The sequence below is a fragment of the Pseudomonas kribbensis genome (genome assembly GCF_003352185.1).
GTDB classification, from domain to species: Bacteria; Pseudomonadota; Gammaproteobacteria; order Pseudomonadales; family Pseudomonadaceae; genus Aquipseudomonas; species Aquipseudomonas kribbensis.
Genome location: NZ_CP029608.1, coordinates 6122543 through 6138595 on the forward strand (window position 1 = coordinate 6122543; position 16053 = coordinate 6138595).

The following is a 16053-nucleotide window of genomic DNA, read 5'->3' on the forward strand; positions in this document are numbered from 1 at the left end:
GTGGCTCGGCACTTGAAACTTGCAGCTGCTTGTCTACATCCAGCCACACTCCGCCATCGACAACGGCTCGCCATCACCGACAATGAAGTGATCGAGCACCCGCACATCGATGAACTCCAAAGCCTTCTGCAATCGCTTGGTCAATAATCGATCAGCCTGACTGGGATCGGTGTTACCCGACGGATGGTTATGGCACAGGATCACGGCCGCCGCGTTATTGGCCAGCGAGCGCTTCACCACTTCCCGGGGATGCACCGCCGTGTTGTCGATCGAGCCGCGAAACAGCGTCTCAAAGGTCAGCACCTGATGTTTGGAGTCCAGAAACAGGCAGCCGAACACCTCGTGCGGCTCGTGGCGCAACATGGCTTTGAGGTAATCACGGACCACCTGTGGATTCTCCAGCGCCGTTTTCTGCCGCATGCGCTCGGCCAGATGTCGCCGCCCCATCTCCAGCACAGCCTGCAGCTGGGCAAACTTCGCCGGCCCCAGGCCCAATTGCTCGCTGAACGCGCCGAGATCGGCCTCCAGCAATGCACGCAGGCTGCCGAACTGACTCAGCAAGTGTCGCGCCAGATCCACCGCGCTTTTACCGGATACGCCGGTGCGTAGAAAAATCGCCAGCAATTCGGCATCGGAAAGACTTCCCGAGCCCTGTTCCAACAGTTTCTCCCGCGGCCTTTCCGCCGCCGGCCAATCGCGAATACTCATACACATTCCTTGTCTGTGGGCGCCGCTGTTCCGTAGCGGTCGCTGTGATATCGTAGCCCATCTTTTTTGCGGGCGAATTCACCCTGGGGAGGGGGTTTCGCCACGCATGTCACCAACGAAATGAAAGGCAGACCTATGCAGCGGCTGTATCGGAAACGCATCGTTCTGGGCGTCGGCGGCGGTATCGCTGCCTACAAGAGCGCCGACCTTGTGCGCCGCCTGATCGATCAGGGCGCCGAAGTGCGCGTGGTCATGACCCGTGGCGGCAGCGAATTCATCACCCCGCTGACCATGCAGGCCCTGTCCGGCCACCCGGTTCACCTGGATCTGCTCGACCCGGCCGCCGAAGCCGCGATGGGCCACATCGAACTGGCCAAATGGGCCGATCTGGTGCTGATCGCCCCGGCCACCGCCGACCTGCTGGCCCGCCTGGCCCAAGGCATTGCCAACGATCTGCTGACCACCCTGGTGCTGGCCACCGACGCCATCGTCGCTGTCGCCCCGGCCATGAACCAGGCCATGTGGCGCGACCCGGCGACCCAGGCCAACCTGCAACTCCTTGAAAGCCGTGGCCTCAAGACCTTCGGCCCGGCCTCCGGCAGCCAGGCCTGCGGCGACGTCGGCATGGGCCGCATGATGGAAGCCACCGACCTTGCCCAGCTCGCGGCGGACTGCTTCCAGCGTCAGGCGCTGACCGGCAAGCACGTGGTGATCACCGCCGGTCCGACCCAGGAAAACATCGACCCGGTGCGCTACATCACCAACCACAGCTCCGGCAAAATGGGCTTTGCCCTGGCTGAAGCGGCGGTGGAAGCCGGCGCCCGCGTCACGCTGATCAGCGGCCCGGTGCATTTGCCGACGCCGGATCGCGTCACGCGTATCGATGTGGTCAGCGCCCGCGACATGCTCGCTGCCTGTGAAGCCGCGATCCCTTGCGACATCTTCATCGCCTCGGCAGCGGTCGCGGACTACCGTCCGGAAGTCGTCGCCCCGCAAAAATTGAAGAAAGACCCTACGAGCGGTGACGGCTTCGTCCTGCAAATGGTGCGTAACCCGGACATCCTGGCCACCATCGCGACCCGTCCCGACCGTCCGTTCAGTGTCGGCTTCGCCGCCGAGACCGAACACCTGCTCGACTACGCTGCACGCAAGCTGAAGGACAAGAATCTCGATCTGATCGTCGCCAACGACGTCGCCAACCCGAGCATCGGTTTCAACAGCGAAGAAAACGCCTGCAGCGTCATCGACCGTGGGCTGCACGCCACGGTTTTCGCCCAGACCAGCAAGAGCAAGATTGCTCGCCAACTGGTCACTTTTATCGCCGAACGTCTGAACCAGGTTTAATTTACATGCACGCTTTGCAAGCCAAGATCCTCGACCCACGCATCGGTACCGAATTTCCGCTGCCGCAATACGCCACACCGGGCTCCGCCGCCCTGGACCTGCGAGCAATGCTCCAGCAGGACGTAACCCTGGAGCCGGGTCAAACTCTGCTGATCCCGACTGGTCTGGCGATCTGCATCGGCGATCCTGGCCTGGCGGCGCTGATCCTGCCTCGCTCAGGACTGGGTCACAAACACGGTATCGTACTCGGCAACAGCGTCGGCCTGATCGACTCCGACTACCAGGGCGAGCTGATGGTTTCCTGCTGGAACCGTGGCACAACGCCTTTCACCCTGGAGGTGGGTTCACGCATCGCTCAGTTGGTGCTTGTTCCCGTAATGCAGGCGCACTTCGAAATGGTTGAAGAGTTCGTCGAAACCGAGCGCGGCGCTGGCGGTTTCGGCCACTCCGGCACCAAGTAATCGGCTGGAAACCTGTCGTGGCGAGTGCGTGTTGCTTGCCACGAAATTCAAAATGTCATCTGCAAGGTTTAGCGCCGAAAATCAAGGCATTGGCAGGCCAAAGCCACGCCGGACAAGGCGTCATGGCCCTTTCACACCACGAACTCTCTGTGAAAACCGCCGTCATACCCTTCAGTTTGAGCCTGCCGCCGAGATGATTCGTCGGTGTGTCCCGCCACTTTCGAGATGGAGCATTTCCGCAGATGAGCACCCCCGCCCAAGTCGCCCCGAAGCTTCCCGCCAGCATCTTCCGCGCCTATGACATTCGCGGCACCGTGCCGGAATTCCTCAATGCCGAAACCGCCTACTGGATCGGCCGCGCCATCGGCTCCCAGAGCCTGGCCCAGGGTGAACCGAACGTGTCCGTCGGCCGTGATGGCCGCCTGTCCGGCCCGGAACTGGTTGCCGAGCTGATCCGCGGCATCGCCGAAAGCGGCTGCCACGTCAGTGACGTCGGCCTGGTGCCGACCCCGGCGCTGTACTACGCCGCCAACGTACTGGCCGGCAAATCCGGCGTGATGCTCACTGGCAGCCACAACCCGTCGAACTACAACGGCTTCAAGATCGTGATCGCCGGCGACACCCTCGCCAACGAACAGATCCAGGCCCTGCACGAGCGCCTCAAGACCGGCAACCTGAGCAGCGGCAAGGGCAGCGTGACCCAGGTCGAAATCCTCGACCGCTATACCACTGAAATCGTCCAAGACATCAAACTGGCCCGGCGCCTGAAAGTCGTGGTCGACTGCGGCAACGGCGCGGCCGGCGTGATCGCCCCGCAACTGATCGAAGCGCTGAACTGCGAAGTCATCCCGCTGTTCTGCGAAGTCGACGGCAACTTCCCGAACCACCACCCGGACCCGGGCAAACCTGAAAACCTCGTCGACCTGATTGCCAAGGTCAAGGAAACCAAGGCTGACATCGGCCTGGCCTTTGACGGTGACGGCGACCGCGTCGGCGTGGTGACCAACACTGGCACCATCGTGTTCCCGGACCGTCTGTTGATGCTGTTTGCCCGCGACGTGCTGGCCCGCAACCCGGGCGCGGAAATCATCTTCGACGTCAAATGCACCCGTCGCCTGATTCCGTTGATCAAGGAATACGGCGGCCAGTCGCTAATGTGGAAGACCGGTCACTCGTTGATCAAAAAGAAAATGAAACAGTCCGGCGCATTGCTGGCCGGTGAAATGAGCGGGCACATCTTCTTCAAGGAACGCTGGTTCGGTTTCGACGACGGCATTTACAGCGCCGCACGGCTGCTGGAAATCCTCAGCAAGGAAAAATCCGACGCGGAAACGCTGTTCGCGACCTTCCCGAACGATATTTCCACGCCGGAAATCAATATCCATGTGACCGAAGAGAGCAAATTCAGCATCATTGATGCACTGCACGATGCGCAGTGGGGTCCAGGCGCCGACCTGACCACCATTGACGGCGTGCGGGTCGATTACGCCAAAGGCTGGGGCCTGGTGCGCGCCTCCAACACCACACCGGTGCTGGTGCTGCGCTTCGAGGCCGATGACGAGGCTGAATTGCAGCGCATCAAGGCTGTGTTCCATGCCCAGTTGAAACGCGTTGCACCTGATCTCCAACTACCGTTCTGATTCACCCGGAGCCCTGAATGACCCTCGAACGCGAAGCCGCCGCCCAAACCGCCAAGGTCCTGTCCGAAGCGTTGCCTTACATCCGACGTTATGTCGGCAAGACCCTGGTGATCAAATACGGCGGCAACGCGATGGAAAGCGAGGAGCTGAAAACCGGCTTCGCCCGCGACATCGTCTTGATGAAAGCCGTCGGCATCAACCCGGTCGTGGTTCACGGTGGCGGCCCGCAGATCGGTGATCTGCTCAAGCGTCTGTCGATCGAGAGCCACTTCGTCGACGGCATGCGTGTAACCGACGCGGCGACCATGGACGTGGTGGAAATGGTCCTCGGCGGCCAGGTCAACAAAAGCATCGTCAACCTGATCAACCGTCACGGCGGCAGCGCCATCGGCCTGACCGGCAAAGACGCCGGGCTGATACGTGCGAAGAAACTCACCGTCACCCGCCAGACCCCGGAGATGACCCAGCCGGAAATCATCGACATCGGTCAGGTGGGCGAAGTAGTCGGGATCAACACCGAACTGCTGAACCTGCTGGTCAAAGGCAACTTCATCCCGGTGATCGCGCCGATTGGTGTGGGTGAAAACGGCGAGTCGTACAACATCAATGCCGATCTGGTGGCCGGCAAGGTTGCCGAAGCGCTGAAAGCCGAGAAACTGATGCTGCTGACCAACATCGCCGGCCTGATGGATAAGTCGGGCAAGGTACTGACCGGCCTGAGCACCCAGCAGGTCGACGACCTGATCGCCGACGGCACCATCTATGGCGGCATGCTGCCGAAGATCCGCTGCGCACTGGAAGCGGTTCAGGGTGGCGTGGGCAGCTCGCTGATCATCGACGGTCGTGTACCGAACGCGATCCTGCTGGAAATCTTCACCGACACCGGTGTGGGCACGCTGATCAGCAATCGCAAGCGCCCGTAAGCGATCGCACAAATAAAAAGACCCCGCTCAGCCTGACTGAGCGGGGTCTTTTTTTGCCCGGGAGAAGCGATCAGACGCCGAACTGGGCGCGATAGGCTTCAACGGCTGGCAGGTGCTGCTTGAGCTGCGGATCGTCTGCCAGGAATTCCAGTACCTGGTTCAGCGACACGATGCTGATGACCGGAATGCCGAAATCACGCTCGACTTCCTGAATCGCCGACAGCTCGCCGTTGCCGCGCTCCTGACGGTTCAGGGCGATCAGCACGCCAGCGGCCTTGGCGCCGTCCTGGGAAGCGATGATCTGCATCACTTCACGGATCGCGGTGCCGGCGGTGATCACGTCGTCGATGATCAGCACGTCGCCGGTCAGCGGAGCGCCGACCAGGCTGCCGCCCTCGCCGTGGGCCTTGGCTTCCTTGCGGTTGAAGCACCATGGCAGGTCACGGTTGTGGTGTTCAGCCAGCGCCACGGCAGTGGTTGCCGCCAGCGGGATGCCTTTGTAGGCCGGGCCGAACAGCACGTCGAACGGAATACCGCTCTCAGCGATGGCTGCGGCATAGAAACGACCGAGCTGCGCCAGGGCCGAACCCGAGTTGAACAGGCCGGCGTTGAAGAAGTAAGGACTGGTGCGTCCGGACTTCAGGGTGAACTCACCGAAGCGCAAAACGCCGCGATCGATGGCAAAACGAATGAAATCGCGCTGATACGCTTGCATGAAAAAAACCCCAAATACCACGGATTTAGCTAATTAGCTTGACGCCGTGTATCATACACGCACGCGATTTTTGGGGCCATTTATGCGGATCATCAGTGTGAACGTCAATGGTATTCAGGCTGCAGTCGAGCGCGGTTTGCTCAGTTGGCTGCAGGCTCAGAATGCCGACGTCATCTGCCTGCAGGACACCCGTGCCTCCGCCTTTGAACTGGATGACCCAGCCTTCCAACTGGACGGCTACTTCCTTTATGCCTGCGATGCTGAAGTCCCTGCCCAAGGCGGCGTGGCTTTGTATTCGCGGTTGCAACCGAAGGCTGTCATCAGCGGTCTCGGTTTCGAGACGGCCGACCGCTACGGGCGCTACCTGCAAGCAGATTTCGACAAAGTCAGTATTGCCACCTTGCTGCTTCCTTCGGGGATGAACGGCGATGAGGACTTGAACCAGAAGTTCAAGCTCATGGACGACTTCGGCAAGTACCTGGACAAACAGCGGCGCAAACGTCGCGAGTACATTTATTGTGGCTCGCTGTACGTCGCGCAGCAGAAGCTCGACATCAAGAACTGGCGCGACAGCCAGCAATCCCCGGGCTTCCTGGCGCCGGAACGCGCCTGGATGGACGAGATTGTCGGCAACATGGGCTACGTAGACGCCCTGCGCGAAGTCAGCCGCGAAGGCGACCAGTACAGCTGGTGGCCGGACAACGAACAGGCCGAGATGCTGAATCTGGGCTGGCGCTTCGATTACCAGATCCTGACTCCGGGCCTGCGGCGCTTCGTGCGCAGCGCACGCCTGCCGCGTCAGCCACGGTTCTCGCAGCATGCACCGCTGATCGTCGACTACGACTGGACGCTGACCATCTAAGCGTCGTTTCGCAGTAGAAAAATGCCCGTATCGCAGGATACGGGCATTTTTTATGGGTCAGTCTCAGGCTGGAATGTGCTTTAGACAGCAGCGAAGAACGGCAGCGCCAGGTACAGCTTGATAACGATGACATTGATGATATCGATGAAGAATGCGCCCACCATCGGTACGACCAGAAACGCGATCTGCGAAGGCCCGTAACGCTGCGTCACCGCTTGCATGTTGGCGATGGCGGTCGGCGTGGCACCGAGGCCGAAACCGCAATGTCCGGCCGCCAGTACTGCCGCATCGTAGTTGCGCCCCATCACCCTGAACGTCACGAACACCGCGAACAGCGCCATGACCAGTGTCTGTACCGCCAGAATGATGAAGATCGGCAACGCCAGCGCTGCCAGGTCCCACAGCTTGAGCGACATCAGCGCAATCGCCAGAAACAGCGACAGGCTGACGTTGCCCAGCACCGAGACTTCCCGCTCGAAGACCTGATACAGACCAAACGCCGAGAGGCCGTTGCGCAGCACGACACCCACGAACAAGACACAGACGAATGTCGGCAACTCGAATGCCGTGCCATGCAGCAGCCCGTTCAACAGAGTGCCGACCAGCAGACTGACCGCGATCAGTGCCAGGGTTTCGATGAACGAGAATGGTGTGATCGAGCGCTCCTTGTTCGGCTGCTCAAAACCCTTTGGCAGACGCGGCGCCTCCTGCGCGTGGCAACCCGGCACCTCGACACGCTTGATCAGCAGGCGGGCAACCGGACCACCGATCAGCCCACCCAGCACCAGACCGAATGTCGCCGAGGCGATCGCCAGCTCGGAGGCTGAAGCCAGACCGTATTTCTCGCTGAATACCGTTCCCCAGGCGGCGCCGGTTCCATGACCACCGGCCAGCGTGATGGAGCCCGTCAACAGCCCCATCAGCGGGTCGAGCCCCAGCACTGTGGCGAGTCCGATGCCCATGGCGTTCTGCAGGATCAGGAGGCCGGTGACCGCCAGTAAAAACACCCCCACTACGCGACCGCCCTTCTTCAGGCTGGCGAAGTCTGCACTCAGACCGATAGTGGCAAAAAACGCCAGCATCAGCGGCGCCTGCAACGAGGTATCGAACCGGACTTCTATGTCGAGCGCACGCAATACCAGAAGCCCCAGGGCAACCAACAGGCCACCCGCGACAGGTTCGGGAATATTGAAATTGCGCAGTACACCAACACGGGTAACAAGACCACGCCCCAGCAGAAGTACAAGGGAAGCGGCCACGAGCGTGCCGTAAAAATCGAGCTGAATCATCTGGATTATTCTTGGCTATAGAGTCGGAGGCGAACTTTTCCCTGGATACGCCTCACGAATCGGCTGGCTGTTTCAACATCGGAAACACTGGAATTCAAGGGCCTTCGATGGCCTGAATATATCGAAATATTTCTGAAGGAATATGACGTGCGACAACCTTAACAAGCGCAAAGTCATGCTGCCAATGACCTTTGGCCGCATCAAGGCATTACAGTTGTGACTAAAAATGTAAGGCCGGTGGATATATAAAATCTGTTCTGCCATTCATCGCGGGCAGACTATTCCTACAATCAGTGCAGGTTTATGTAGTTGCAAAAAAGCCCTGACAAGTCAGGGCTTTTAAACATGCAGAATTAATTATTCCAACATGCACATTTCGGCTGAATGCTATTTGATCAAGCGCCAGGTAAACGGATAACGGTACGGAAAACCTTCATTGGCCTTTACGCCACCAATGATCGTCAACACCAGTGCGCCGATGGCAAGCAGGCCGAACAACACAAACCCGATGATCAGCACCATCAGCAAAAAGCAGATCATCGAAGCAATTGCCACGGTGATCTGAAAATTCAGCGCTTCCTTGCCCTGGGCATCGATAAACGGATCCGTCTCGCGCTTCATCTGCCACAGGATCAATGGCCCGATCAGCGTGCCGAACGGAACCCAGATCCCCAGCAAGGCGGACAAGTGACAAAACATTGCCCACTGGCGAACCTCGTGGCTCGGCTTGGGCAGCAACTCTTGCTCATCACTCATCGCGTCCTCCTCGCGGGTTACGAACCTGCTCAGTCGGCCAGTGCAGCCGTTTGCAGTTCGAAGATCTCGTTCATGCCTTTCTTGGCCAGTTCCAGCATCGCGGTCAGCTCTTCAGGCTGGAACGGCGCGCCTTCGGCGGTGCCCTGCACTTCGATGAAACCGCCAGTGCTGGTCATCACCACGTTCAGGTCGGTCTCGGCAGCGGAGTCTTCAAGATAGTCCAGATCCAGCACCGGCTCGCCCTGGTACATGCCCACGGAAACAGCACCGATCATTTGCTTGAGCGGGTCGCCGCCTTTCAGGCCGCCGCGCTTCTTGATGACTTTCAGGGCATCGACCAGCGCAACCATGGCGCCGGTGATCGACGCGGTGCGGGTGCCGCCGTCGGCCTGGATCACATCGCAGTCGACGTACAGGGTGACGTCGCCCAGCTTGGACATATCCAGCGCAGCGCGCAGGGAGCGACCGATCAGGCGCTGGATTTCCAGGGTGCGGCCGCCCTGCTTGCCACGGCTCGCTTCACGCTGGTTACGCTCGCCGGTGGCGCGCGGCAGCATGCCGTACTCGGCGGTCAGCCAGCCCTGGCCCTGACCTTTGAGGAAACGCGGCACGCCGTTTTCGACGCTGACGGTACAGATGACTTTGGTATCACCGAATTCGACCAGTACCGACCCTTCGGCGTGCTTGGTGTAGTTGCGGGTAATGCGGATCGAGCGGAGCTGATCGGCAGCGCGACCACTTGGACGTTTCATAGGAGATACCTGTACTGGGGACGGAAAACTGCGGAGCATTATAGAGCTGCGCACCGTGCCTGGGCACTGCTTAAAAATTCCGGCCGTCGATCCAGAGCCCTGAAACGCGCTTCGCCGACGGCCTGCAGCCCTTTGTCACACCGTGTGTTTGGGCGCATCTGCCGCACTGCGCTACAATCCTGCGCCTTTGCTGCCAGTCGGCTTAAATTCATTGATATCGAGCTGCGAAGCTTCAATTCGCGCCGATCTGTATCGCGAGGTCACCCCATGGTGCACAGCATGACCGCCTTCGCCCGCGTCGAGAAAGCCGGCGTTCAGGGCACCCTGAGCTGGGAGCTGCGCTCGGTCAACAGCCGCTACCTGGAACCCCACCTGCGCCTGCCGGAATCGTTTCGCGACCTCGAAGGCGCCGTCCGCGAAGCCCTGCGCCAGGGCCTGTCGCGCGGCAAACTGGAATGCACCCTGCGCTTCACCGAGGAAAGCACCGGCAAGCCACTGCAAGTGGACCGCGAGCGCGCTGCACAACTGGTCGCCGCTGCCGAGACCGTCGCCGGCCTGATCAAGAACCCGGCGGCGCTGAACCCGCTGGAAGTGCTGGCCTGGCCGGGCGTACTGGTCGCCGACGCCACCGACCCGCAAGCGTTGAACGCTGAGGCGCTGGCACTGTTCAATCAAGGCCTGAAAGACCTCAAGGCCGGCCGCGAGCGCGAAGGCGCGGAGCTGGCACGCCTGATCAACGATCGCCTGACCTCCATCGAGGAAGACGTAGTGACCCTGCGCGAACTGGTTCCGCAGATGCTCGCCACCCAGCGCCAGAAAGTCCTCGACCGCTTCGCCGACATGAAGGCCGAGATGGACCCGCAGCGCCTGGAACAGGAAATGGTCATGCTCGCGCAAAAGAGCGACGTGGCTGAAGAACTGGATCGCCTGAGCACTCACATCATCGAAGTTCGCCGGGTGCTGAAATCCGGCGGTGCCGCCGGCCGGCGCCTGGATTTCCTGATGCAGGAGCTCAACCGCGAAGCCAACACACTGGGCTCCAAGGCCTTCGACCCGCGCAGCACCCAGGCGGCGGTCAACCTGAAGGTGTTGATCGAGCAGATGCGCGAACAAGTGCAGAATATTGAGTAAGGCAACAGACATGACCCACAGCACCGGCACCCTGTACATCATTTCCGCCCCCTCGGGCGCGGGCAAGAGCAGTCTGGTCAAGGCCCTGACCGACGCCAACCCGGAAATCCGCGTCTCGATTTCCCACACCACCCGTGCCATGCGCCCGGGCGAAGTGGACGGCGTGAACTATCACTTCGTGAGCCGCGAAGAGTTCGTGAAGATGGGCGAGCACGGCGACTTCCTCGAACGCGCCGAAGTCTTCGGCAACTTCTACGGCACCTCGCAAAGCCGCCTGCAGCAGACCCTGGACGAAGGTCACGACCTGATTCTGGAGATCGACTGGCAAGGCGCCGAGCAGGTTCGCAAGCTGATGCCCCAGGCCCGTTCGATCTTCATCCTGCCGCCATCGCTGCAGGCCCTGCACCAGCGCCTGACCAACCGCGGCCAGGACAGCGACGAAATCATTGCCGGCCGGATGCGCGAAGCCGTCAGCGAAATGAGCCACTACGTCGAGTACGACTACCTGATCATCAACGACGATTTCGCCCACGCGCTGGACGATCTGAAAGCGATTTTCCGCGCCAATCAGCTGCAACAGAAACGCCAGCAAGTGCGTTTCGGCAAATTGCTGGCTGAATTGCTGGGCTGAAACAGCACTTCCCAAAACCGCTGCAAGGGCTTTACATTGGTGCTTGCAGCGCGTTGAAGAGTCTGGTCAAAAAATCAGCGCTTCCCTAATCGCTGGTGATTTTTTAAACTGTTGAGTCCGCTCGCCCAACCGGGCAGCGCGCATATTGCATTCGCTCCGAGGAATACCATGGCCCGCGTAACCGTTGAAGACTGCCTAGAACACGTGGAAAACCGCTTTGAGCTGGTCATGCTCTCTACCAAGCGTGCCCGTCAACTGGCCACCGGCGGCAAAGAGCCCCTGGTACAGTGGGAAAACGACAAACCGACCGTAGTTGCGCTGCGTGAAATCGCTGAAGGCCTGATGAGCTACGAGTTCATCGCCGAGCAGGAAATCGTCCACGAAGACCCGGTCTTCGCTGCGTTCGAGGACGAGTCCAACGAGGCCGTCTAAGCCTATGCCTGGTCGACGTAGCACGGCGCGGGATCACAGCCTACGGCAGGAGTTATCATGCCGAGCATAGACGCCCTCGCCGATCGCTTATCGACCTACCTCGGCAATGACCAGGTCAACCTGGTCCGCCGAGCGTATTTCTACGCCGAACAAGCCCACGACGGCCAACGCCGCCGCAGCGGCGAGGCGTACGTCACGCATCCTCTTGCCGTGGCAAACATTCTTGCCGACATGCACATGGACCATCAGAGCCTGATGGCTGCGATGCTGCATGACGTAATCGAAGACACCGGTATCGCCAAGGAAGCGCTGCAAGCGCAGTTCGGTGAAACCGTGGCCGAACTGGTCGACGGGGTCAGCAAACTGACCCAGATGAACTTCGAGACCAAGGCCGAAGCCCAGGCTGAAAACTTCCAGAAAATGGCCATGGCCATGGCACGCGACATTCGCGTGATCCTGGTCAAGCTCGCCGACCGCCTGCACAACATGCGCACGCTGGAAGTGCTGTCCGGCGAAAAACGCCGGCGCATCGCCAAGGAAACCCTCGAGATCTACGCACCCATCGCCAACCGGCTGGGCATGCACGCGATCCGCATCGAGTTCGAAGACCTCGGTTTCAAGGCCATGCACCCGATGCGTTCCGCGCGGATCTACCAGGCGGTCAAACGCGCCCGGGGCAACCGCAAGGAAATCGTCAACAAGATCGAAGAGTCCCTTGGCCACTGCCTCGCCATCGACGGCATCCAGGGTGAAGTCAGTGGTCGCCAGAAACACCTCTACGGCATTTACAAGAAAATGCGCGGCAAGCGTCGGGCTTTCAACGAGATCATGGACGTCTACGCGTTCCGGATCATCGTCGACAAGGTCGATACCTGCTACCGCGTGCTGGGTGCTGTTCATAATTTGTACAAACCGTTGCCGGGGCGCTTCAAGGATTACATCGCGATCCCCAAGGCCAACGGCTATCAGTCGCTGCACACCACGCTGTTCGGCATGCACGGTGTTCCGATCGAGATCCAGATCCGCACCCGTGAAATGGAAGAGATGGCCAACAACGGCATTGCCGCCCACTGGCTGTACAAATCCAGCGGCGACGAGCAGCCGAAAGGCACTCATGCCCGCGCCCGTCAGTGGGTCAAAGGCGTGCTGGAAATGCAGCAACGTGCCGGCAACTCGCTGGAATTCATCGAGAGCGTGAAGATCGACCTGTTCCCGGACGAGGTCTACGTGTTCACGCCCAAAGGCCGGATCATGGAGCTGCCCAAAGGCTCCACGGCGGTCGACTTTGCCTACGCGGTGCACACCGATGTCGGCAACAGCTGCATCGCCTGCCGGATCAACCGTCGTCTCGCGCCGCTGTCCGAACCACTGCAAAGTGGCTCCACGGTCGAGATCGTCAGCGCCCCCGGCGCACGGCCGAATCCGGCGTGGCTCAACTTCGTGGTCACCGGCAAGGCGCGGACCCACATCCGCCACGCGCTGAAACTGCAACGCCGCTCCGAATCCATCAGCCTCGGCGAACGCCTGCTGAACAAGGTGCTCAACGGTTTCGACAGCGCGCTGGAACAGATTCCGGCCGAACGCGTGAAGGCGATGCTCACCGAGTACCGCCTCGAACTGATCGAAGACTTGCTGGAAGACATCGGCCTGGGCAACCGCATGGCCTATGTCGTGGCGCGTCGCCTGCTCGGCGAAGGCGAGCAACTGCCAAGCCCTGAAGGCCCGCTGGCGATTCGCGGCACCGAAGGTCTCGTGCTCAGTTACGCCAAATGCTGCACGCCGATCCCGGGCGACCCGATTGTCGGGCACCTGTCGGCGGGCAAAGGCATGGTCGTGCACCTGGACAACTGCCGCAACATCAGCGAAATCCGCCACAACCCGGAAAAATGCATCCAGCTCTCGTGGGCCAAGGATGTCACCGGCGAATTCAACGTCGAACTGCGTGTCGAGCTGGAACACCAGCGCGGCCTGATCGCCCTGCTGGCCAGCAGCGTCAACGCGGCCGACGGCAATATCGAGAAAATCAGCATGGATGAGCGCGATGGTCGCATCAGCGTCGTCCAGTTGGTGGTCAGCGTCCACGACCGTGTGCACCTGGCCCGCGTGATCAAGAAACTGCGCGCACTGACCGGGGTGATCCGCATCACCCGCATGCGTGCCTGAGCCCACCATTACAAGGAGTCATACATGACCAAGACCGTTATCACCAGCGACAAGGCCCCGGCCGCCATCGGTACTTACTCCCAGGCGATCAAGGCTGGCAACACTGTCTACATGTCGGGCCAGATCCCGCTGGACCCGAAAACCATGGAACTGGTCGAAGGCTTCGAAGCCCAGACCGTCCAGGTCTTCGAGAACCTGAAAGCCGTGGCCGAAGCTGCCGGCGGTTCATTCAAGGACATCGTCAAGCTGAACATCTTCCTCACCGACCTGAGCCACTTCGCCAAGGTCAACGAGATCATGGGCAAGTACTTCGACCAGCCATACCCGGCCCGCGCCGCCATCGGCGTTGCAGCCCTGCCAAAGGGTTCGCAGGTTGAGATGGATGCCATTCTGGTCATCGAGTAATGCGCACGGCGCGACCCTTCAAGGTCGCGCCGACTGCTCTGCGGTAAAGAAAAGGTTTTGAAAGGATTCCACCATGCGCAAAGCGCTTGCTCTCTCGCTGCTCGCCATTTTCCTCGGCGGTTGCGCCAGCAACCCTGCCGACCGTGACATCAGCGGCACCTGGATCAATCAGGTCGCCATCGATGCCGCCGCCAAGGGCGGCCCCCTGCGTGAAGCGCTTCAGGCCTACGGCCCGAACCTGGAATGGGACATCAACACCAAGGCCGGACAGGCCCGCTTCACCAACGGTTTCGAGAACGTCGAAGGACGGCTGCAGGGCGAACAGTCCGGCGCCTGGAAAGTCGATTTCTACGGCAGCTCCGGCAGCGAGCTGAAACGCGACGGCGGCCAGTTGCACCAGGCTGCCAGCGAAAACGAACCGCAGCAGCTCTTCGATCGCGCGCAGATTCCGGTGCCGGAAGGCGCACCGATCGGCGCCAGCTTCGAACGCGCGCTGTATTCGGCCTACCTGGGCGGCAACTGGACCATCGCCAGCGGCCAGGGCGAAGGCGCCACCGTGCAATTCCAGGCTGACGGACAAGTCTCCGGCCTGCCGGGTGCCGACCGCTATGCCTTGTGCCTGGCGGGCGACTGCGCCTCGATGAGCAGCGGAAACGACAGCATGTGGCTGCAGCAGAACGGTCAGGGCAACAACTGGATCTTCGTTCGCAAGGGCAAGGAGCTGGAGATTTTGCAGGCCGTGAACACGGCACTGGCGGATGAACAGCCGCAGTTCAGCCCGGGTGAACGCAAGTGGTTGCTCGAGAAGCAGTGATCTGCGCGTGAAACAAAAAAGGCGGAAGCAAACCATTGCTCCCGCCTTTTTTACATCTGCAAATCAGCAGCGACCCTCAAGAATCGCGGCATAACCCTCGCGATAACTCGGATACGTCGGCACCCAGCCCAACGCCTTCGCCCGGGCATTGCTGCAACGCTTGCTGCCGGTTCGGCGCACGCTCTCGTCTTCCGACCATTCGGTGACACCCAGATACTCGCGCAACCACGCCACCACTTCGGCCAGCGGCGCCGGCGCATCGTCCACGCCGATGTAGACGTCATCCAGCGCCACACCCTTGCGATCCGCCTCCAGCAGAAACGCCATCAGGCCCGCCGCGTCATCGGCATGGATGCGATTGCCATACAGCGGCGGATCGACCGCCACGCGATAGCCACGACGCACCTGGGTCAGCAGCCATTCACGGCCCGGGCCGTAGATGCCGGTCAGACGCACGATGCTCGCCGGGATGCCGCTGTTCAGCGCAACCTGCTCGGCTTCCAGCATCACCCGACCGGAATAACCAGCGGCAACGGTCTCGGATTTTTCATCCACCCATTCCCCGTCCTGCTGCCCGTAGACACTGCTGCTGGAAACGAACAGCAGCCGATCCGGCACCTGCCCGTAATCGTCCAGCCAGCCCAGCACATGCTGCAAACCCTGCACATAAGCCGCGCGATAACCGGCTTCATCGTGCTCGGTCGCGGCGGCGCAATACACCAGGTAATCCACAGCACCGACCGGCCAGGTCTCGGGGCAGTCTTCATTGAACAAGTCACCGGCCACACCGATAACGCCTTCCGGCAAACGTGAAACATTGCGGCGCAGGCCGTACACCTGAAAGCCGGCAGCCAGCAATTGCGTGGCCAGACGGCTGCCGACATCACCGCAACCGGCGATCAAAACAGAGGGCGCGGACATCAAAAATCTCCCATCGGAAAGCGACAGACTAGCCCTGGCAGGGGACGAGCGGCTAGCAATGAAGGAAAAAAAGCAACTCTATTACTTCTGTTAACAAGAATTACTT

The 16053-nt window shown here is 60.6% G+C and carries 16 protein-coding genes and 1 pseudogene; 11 read left to right on the plus strand and 6 right to left on the minus strand.

Going from position 1 to position 16053, the window contains the following annotated elements; genetic code table 11:
- Positions 1 to 33: 33 nt before the first annotated feature.
- Complete coding sequence (gene radC, locus DLD99_RS28125; protein ID WP_085708874.1) at positions 34 to 708, minus strand: RadC family protein; 675 nt, start codon at positions 706 to 708, stop codon at positions 34 to 36.
- Between the two features lie 135 nt (positions 709 to 843).
- On the opposite strand from radC, the gene coaBC reads away from it, so the two are divergent.
- The 4 genes and pseudogenes from coaBC (at position 844) to argB (ending at position 5076) form a co-directional block, all read left to right on the plus strand.
- On the plus strand, positions 844 to 2052 hold the full coding sequence (coaBC, locus tag DLD99_RS28130; RefSeq protein ID WP_085708873.1) for a bifunctional phosphopantothenoylcysteine decarboxylase/phosphopantothenate--cysteine ligase CoaBC: 1209 nt from the start codon (positions 844 to 846) through the stop codon (positions 2050 to 2052).
- A 5-nt stretch (positions 2053 to 2057) separates the two neighbouring features.
- The gene (gene dut / locus DLD99_RS28135; protein WP_085708872.1) at positions 2058 to 2513 is read left to right on the plus strand and encodes a dUTP diphosphatase; all 456 of its coding nucleotides are present in this window, start codon (positions 2058 to 2060) and stop codon (positions 2511 to 2513) included.
- Positions 2514 to 2749: 236 nt separating this feature from the next.
- Positions 2750 to 4153: pseudogene (locus DLD99_RS28140) on the plus strand (phosphomannomutase/phosphoglucomutase); the annotation flags it as partial.
- A 17-nt stretch (positions 4154 to 4170) separates the two neighbouring features.
- Positions 4171 to 5076 carry an acetylglutamate kinase gene (argB, locus tag DLD99_RS28145; RefSeq protein ID WP_065258175.1) on the plus strand — a complete coding sequence of 302 codons (906 nt, stop codon included), beginning with the start codon at positions 4171 to 4173 and terminating at the stop codon, positions 5074 to 5076.
- 70 nt (positions 5077 to 5146) lie between these two features.
- On the opposite strand, the gene pyrE is transcribed toward argB, so the two are convergent.
- Complete coding sequence (gene pyrE, locus DLD99_RS28150; RefSeq protein ID WP_011336558.1) at positions 5147 to 5791, minus strand: orotate phosphoribosyltransferase; 645 nt, start codon at positions 5789 to 5791, stop codon at positions 5147 to 5149.
- 82 nt (positions 5792 to 5873) lie between these two features.
- Here pyrE and DLD99_RS28155 point away from each other — a divergent pair, with 82 nt between their 5' ends.
- Positions 5874 to 6653: an exodeoxyribonuclease III gene (locus DLD99_RS28155; RefSeq protein ID WP_007920349.1), complete on the plus strand. Its 780-nt coding sequence runs from the start codon at positions 5874 to 5876 to the stop codon at positions 6651 to 6653.
- Positions 6654 to 6733: 80 nt separating this feature from the next.
- Here the strand turns inward: DLD99_RS28155 and gltS are convergent, their stop codons facing one another.
- From gltS to rph, 3 genes are all read right to left on the minus strand, one after another.
- On the minus strand, positions 6734 to 7942 hold the full coding sequence (gltS, locus tag DLD99_RS28160; protein ID WP_114886329.1) for a sodium/glutamate symporter: 1209 nt from the start codon (positions 7940 to 7942) through the stop codon (positions 6734 to 6736).
- Positions 7943 to 8329: 387 nt separating this feature from the next.
- Complete coding sequence (locus DLD99_RS28165) at positions 8330 to 8698, minus strand: DUF4870 domain-containing protein (protein ID WP_085708869.1); 369 nt, start codon at positions 8696 to 8698, stop codon at positions 8330 to 8332.
- Between the two features lie 29 nt (positions 8699 to 8727).
- On the minus strand, positions 8728 to 9450 hold the full coding sequence (gene rph / locus DLD99_RS28170; RefSeq protein WP_085708868.1) for a ribonuclease PH: 723 nt from the start codon (positions 9448 to 9450) through the stop codon (positions 8728 to 8730).
- Between the two features lie 267 nt (positions 9451 to 9717).
- Here rph and DLD99_RS28175 point away from each other — a divergent pair, with 267 nt between their 5' ends.
- From DLD99_RS28175 to DLD99_RS28200, 6 genes are all read left to right on the plus strand, one after another.
- Positions 9718 to 10581: a YicC/YloC family endoribonuclease gene (locus DLD99_RS28175; protein ID WP_007954440.1), complete on the plus strand. Its 864-nt coding sequence runs from the start codon at positions 9718 to 9720 to the stop codon at positions 10579 to 10581.
- Positions 10582 to 10591: 10 nt separating this feature from the next.
- A complete protein-coding gene (gmk, locus tag DLD99_RS28180; RefSeq protein WP_085708867.1) occupies positions 10592 to 11212 on the plus strand; it encodes a guanylate kinase in 621 nt (206 codons plus the stop codon).
- 168 nt (positions 11213 to 11380) lie between these two features.
- Positions 11381 to 11644 carry a DNA-directed RNA polymerase subunit omega gene (gene rpoZ, locus DLD99_RS28185; protein WP_003229503.1) on the plus strand — a complete coding sequence of 88 codons (264 nt, stop codon included), beginning with the start codon at positions 11381 to 11383 and terminating at the stop codon, positions 11642 to 11644.
- Positions 11645 to 11701: 57 nt separating this feature from the next.
- Positions 11702 to 13807: a bifunctional GTP diphosphokinase/guanosine-3',5'-bis pyrophosphate 3'-pyrophosphohydrolase gene (gene spoT / locus DLD99_RS28190; RefSeq protein WP_007954439.1), complete on the plus strand. Its 2106-nt coding sequence runs from the start codon at positions 11702 to 11704 to the stop codon at positions 13805 to 13807.
- A 24-nt stretch (positions 13808 to 13831) separates the two neighbouring features.
- The gene (locus tag DLD99_RS28195; protein WP_003229509.1) at positions 13832 to 14212 is read left to right on the plus strand and encodes a RidA family protein; all 381 of its coding nucleotides are present in this window, start codon (positions 13832 to 13834) and stop codon (positions 14210 to 14212) included.
- Between the two features lie 73 nt (positions 14213 to 14285).
- Positions 14286 to 15026, plus strand: coding sequence for a putative periplasmic lipoprotein (locus DLD99_RS28200; RefSeq protein WP_114886331.1), 741 nt, complete (start codon positions 14286 to 14288; stop codon positions 15024 to 15026).
- A gap of 63 nt (positions 15027 to 15089) precedes the next feature.
- Here DLD99_RS28200 and DLD99_RS28205 read toward each other — a convergent pair whose 3' ends face one another.
- On the minus strand, positions 15090 to 15947 hold the full coding sequence (locus tag DLD99_RS28205) for an SDR family oxidoreductase (protein WP_114886332.1): 858 nt from the start codon (positions 15945 to 15947) through the stop codon (positions 15090 to 15092).
- Between the last annotated feature and the right edge of the window lie 106 nt (positions 15948 to 16053).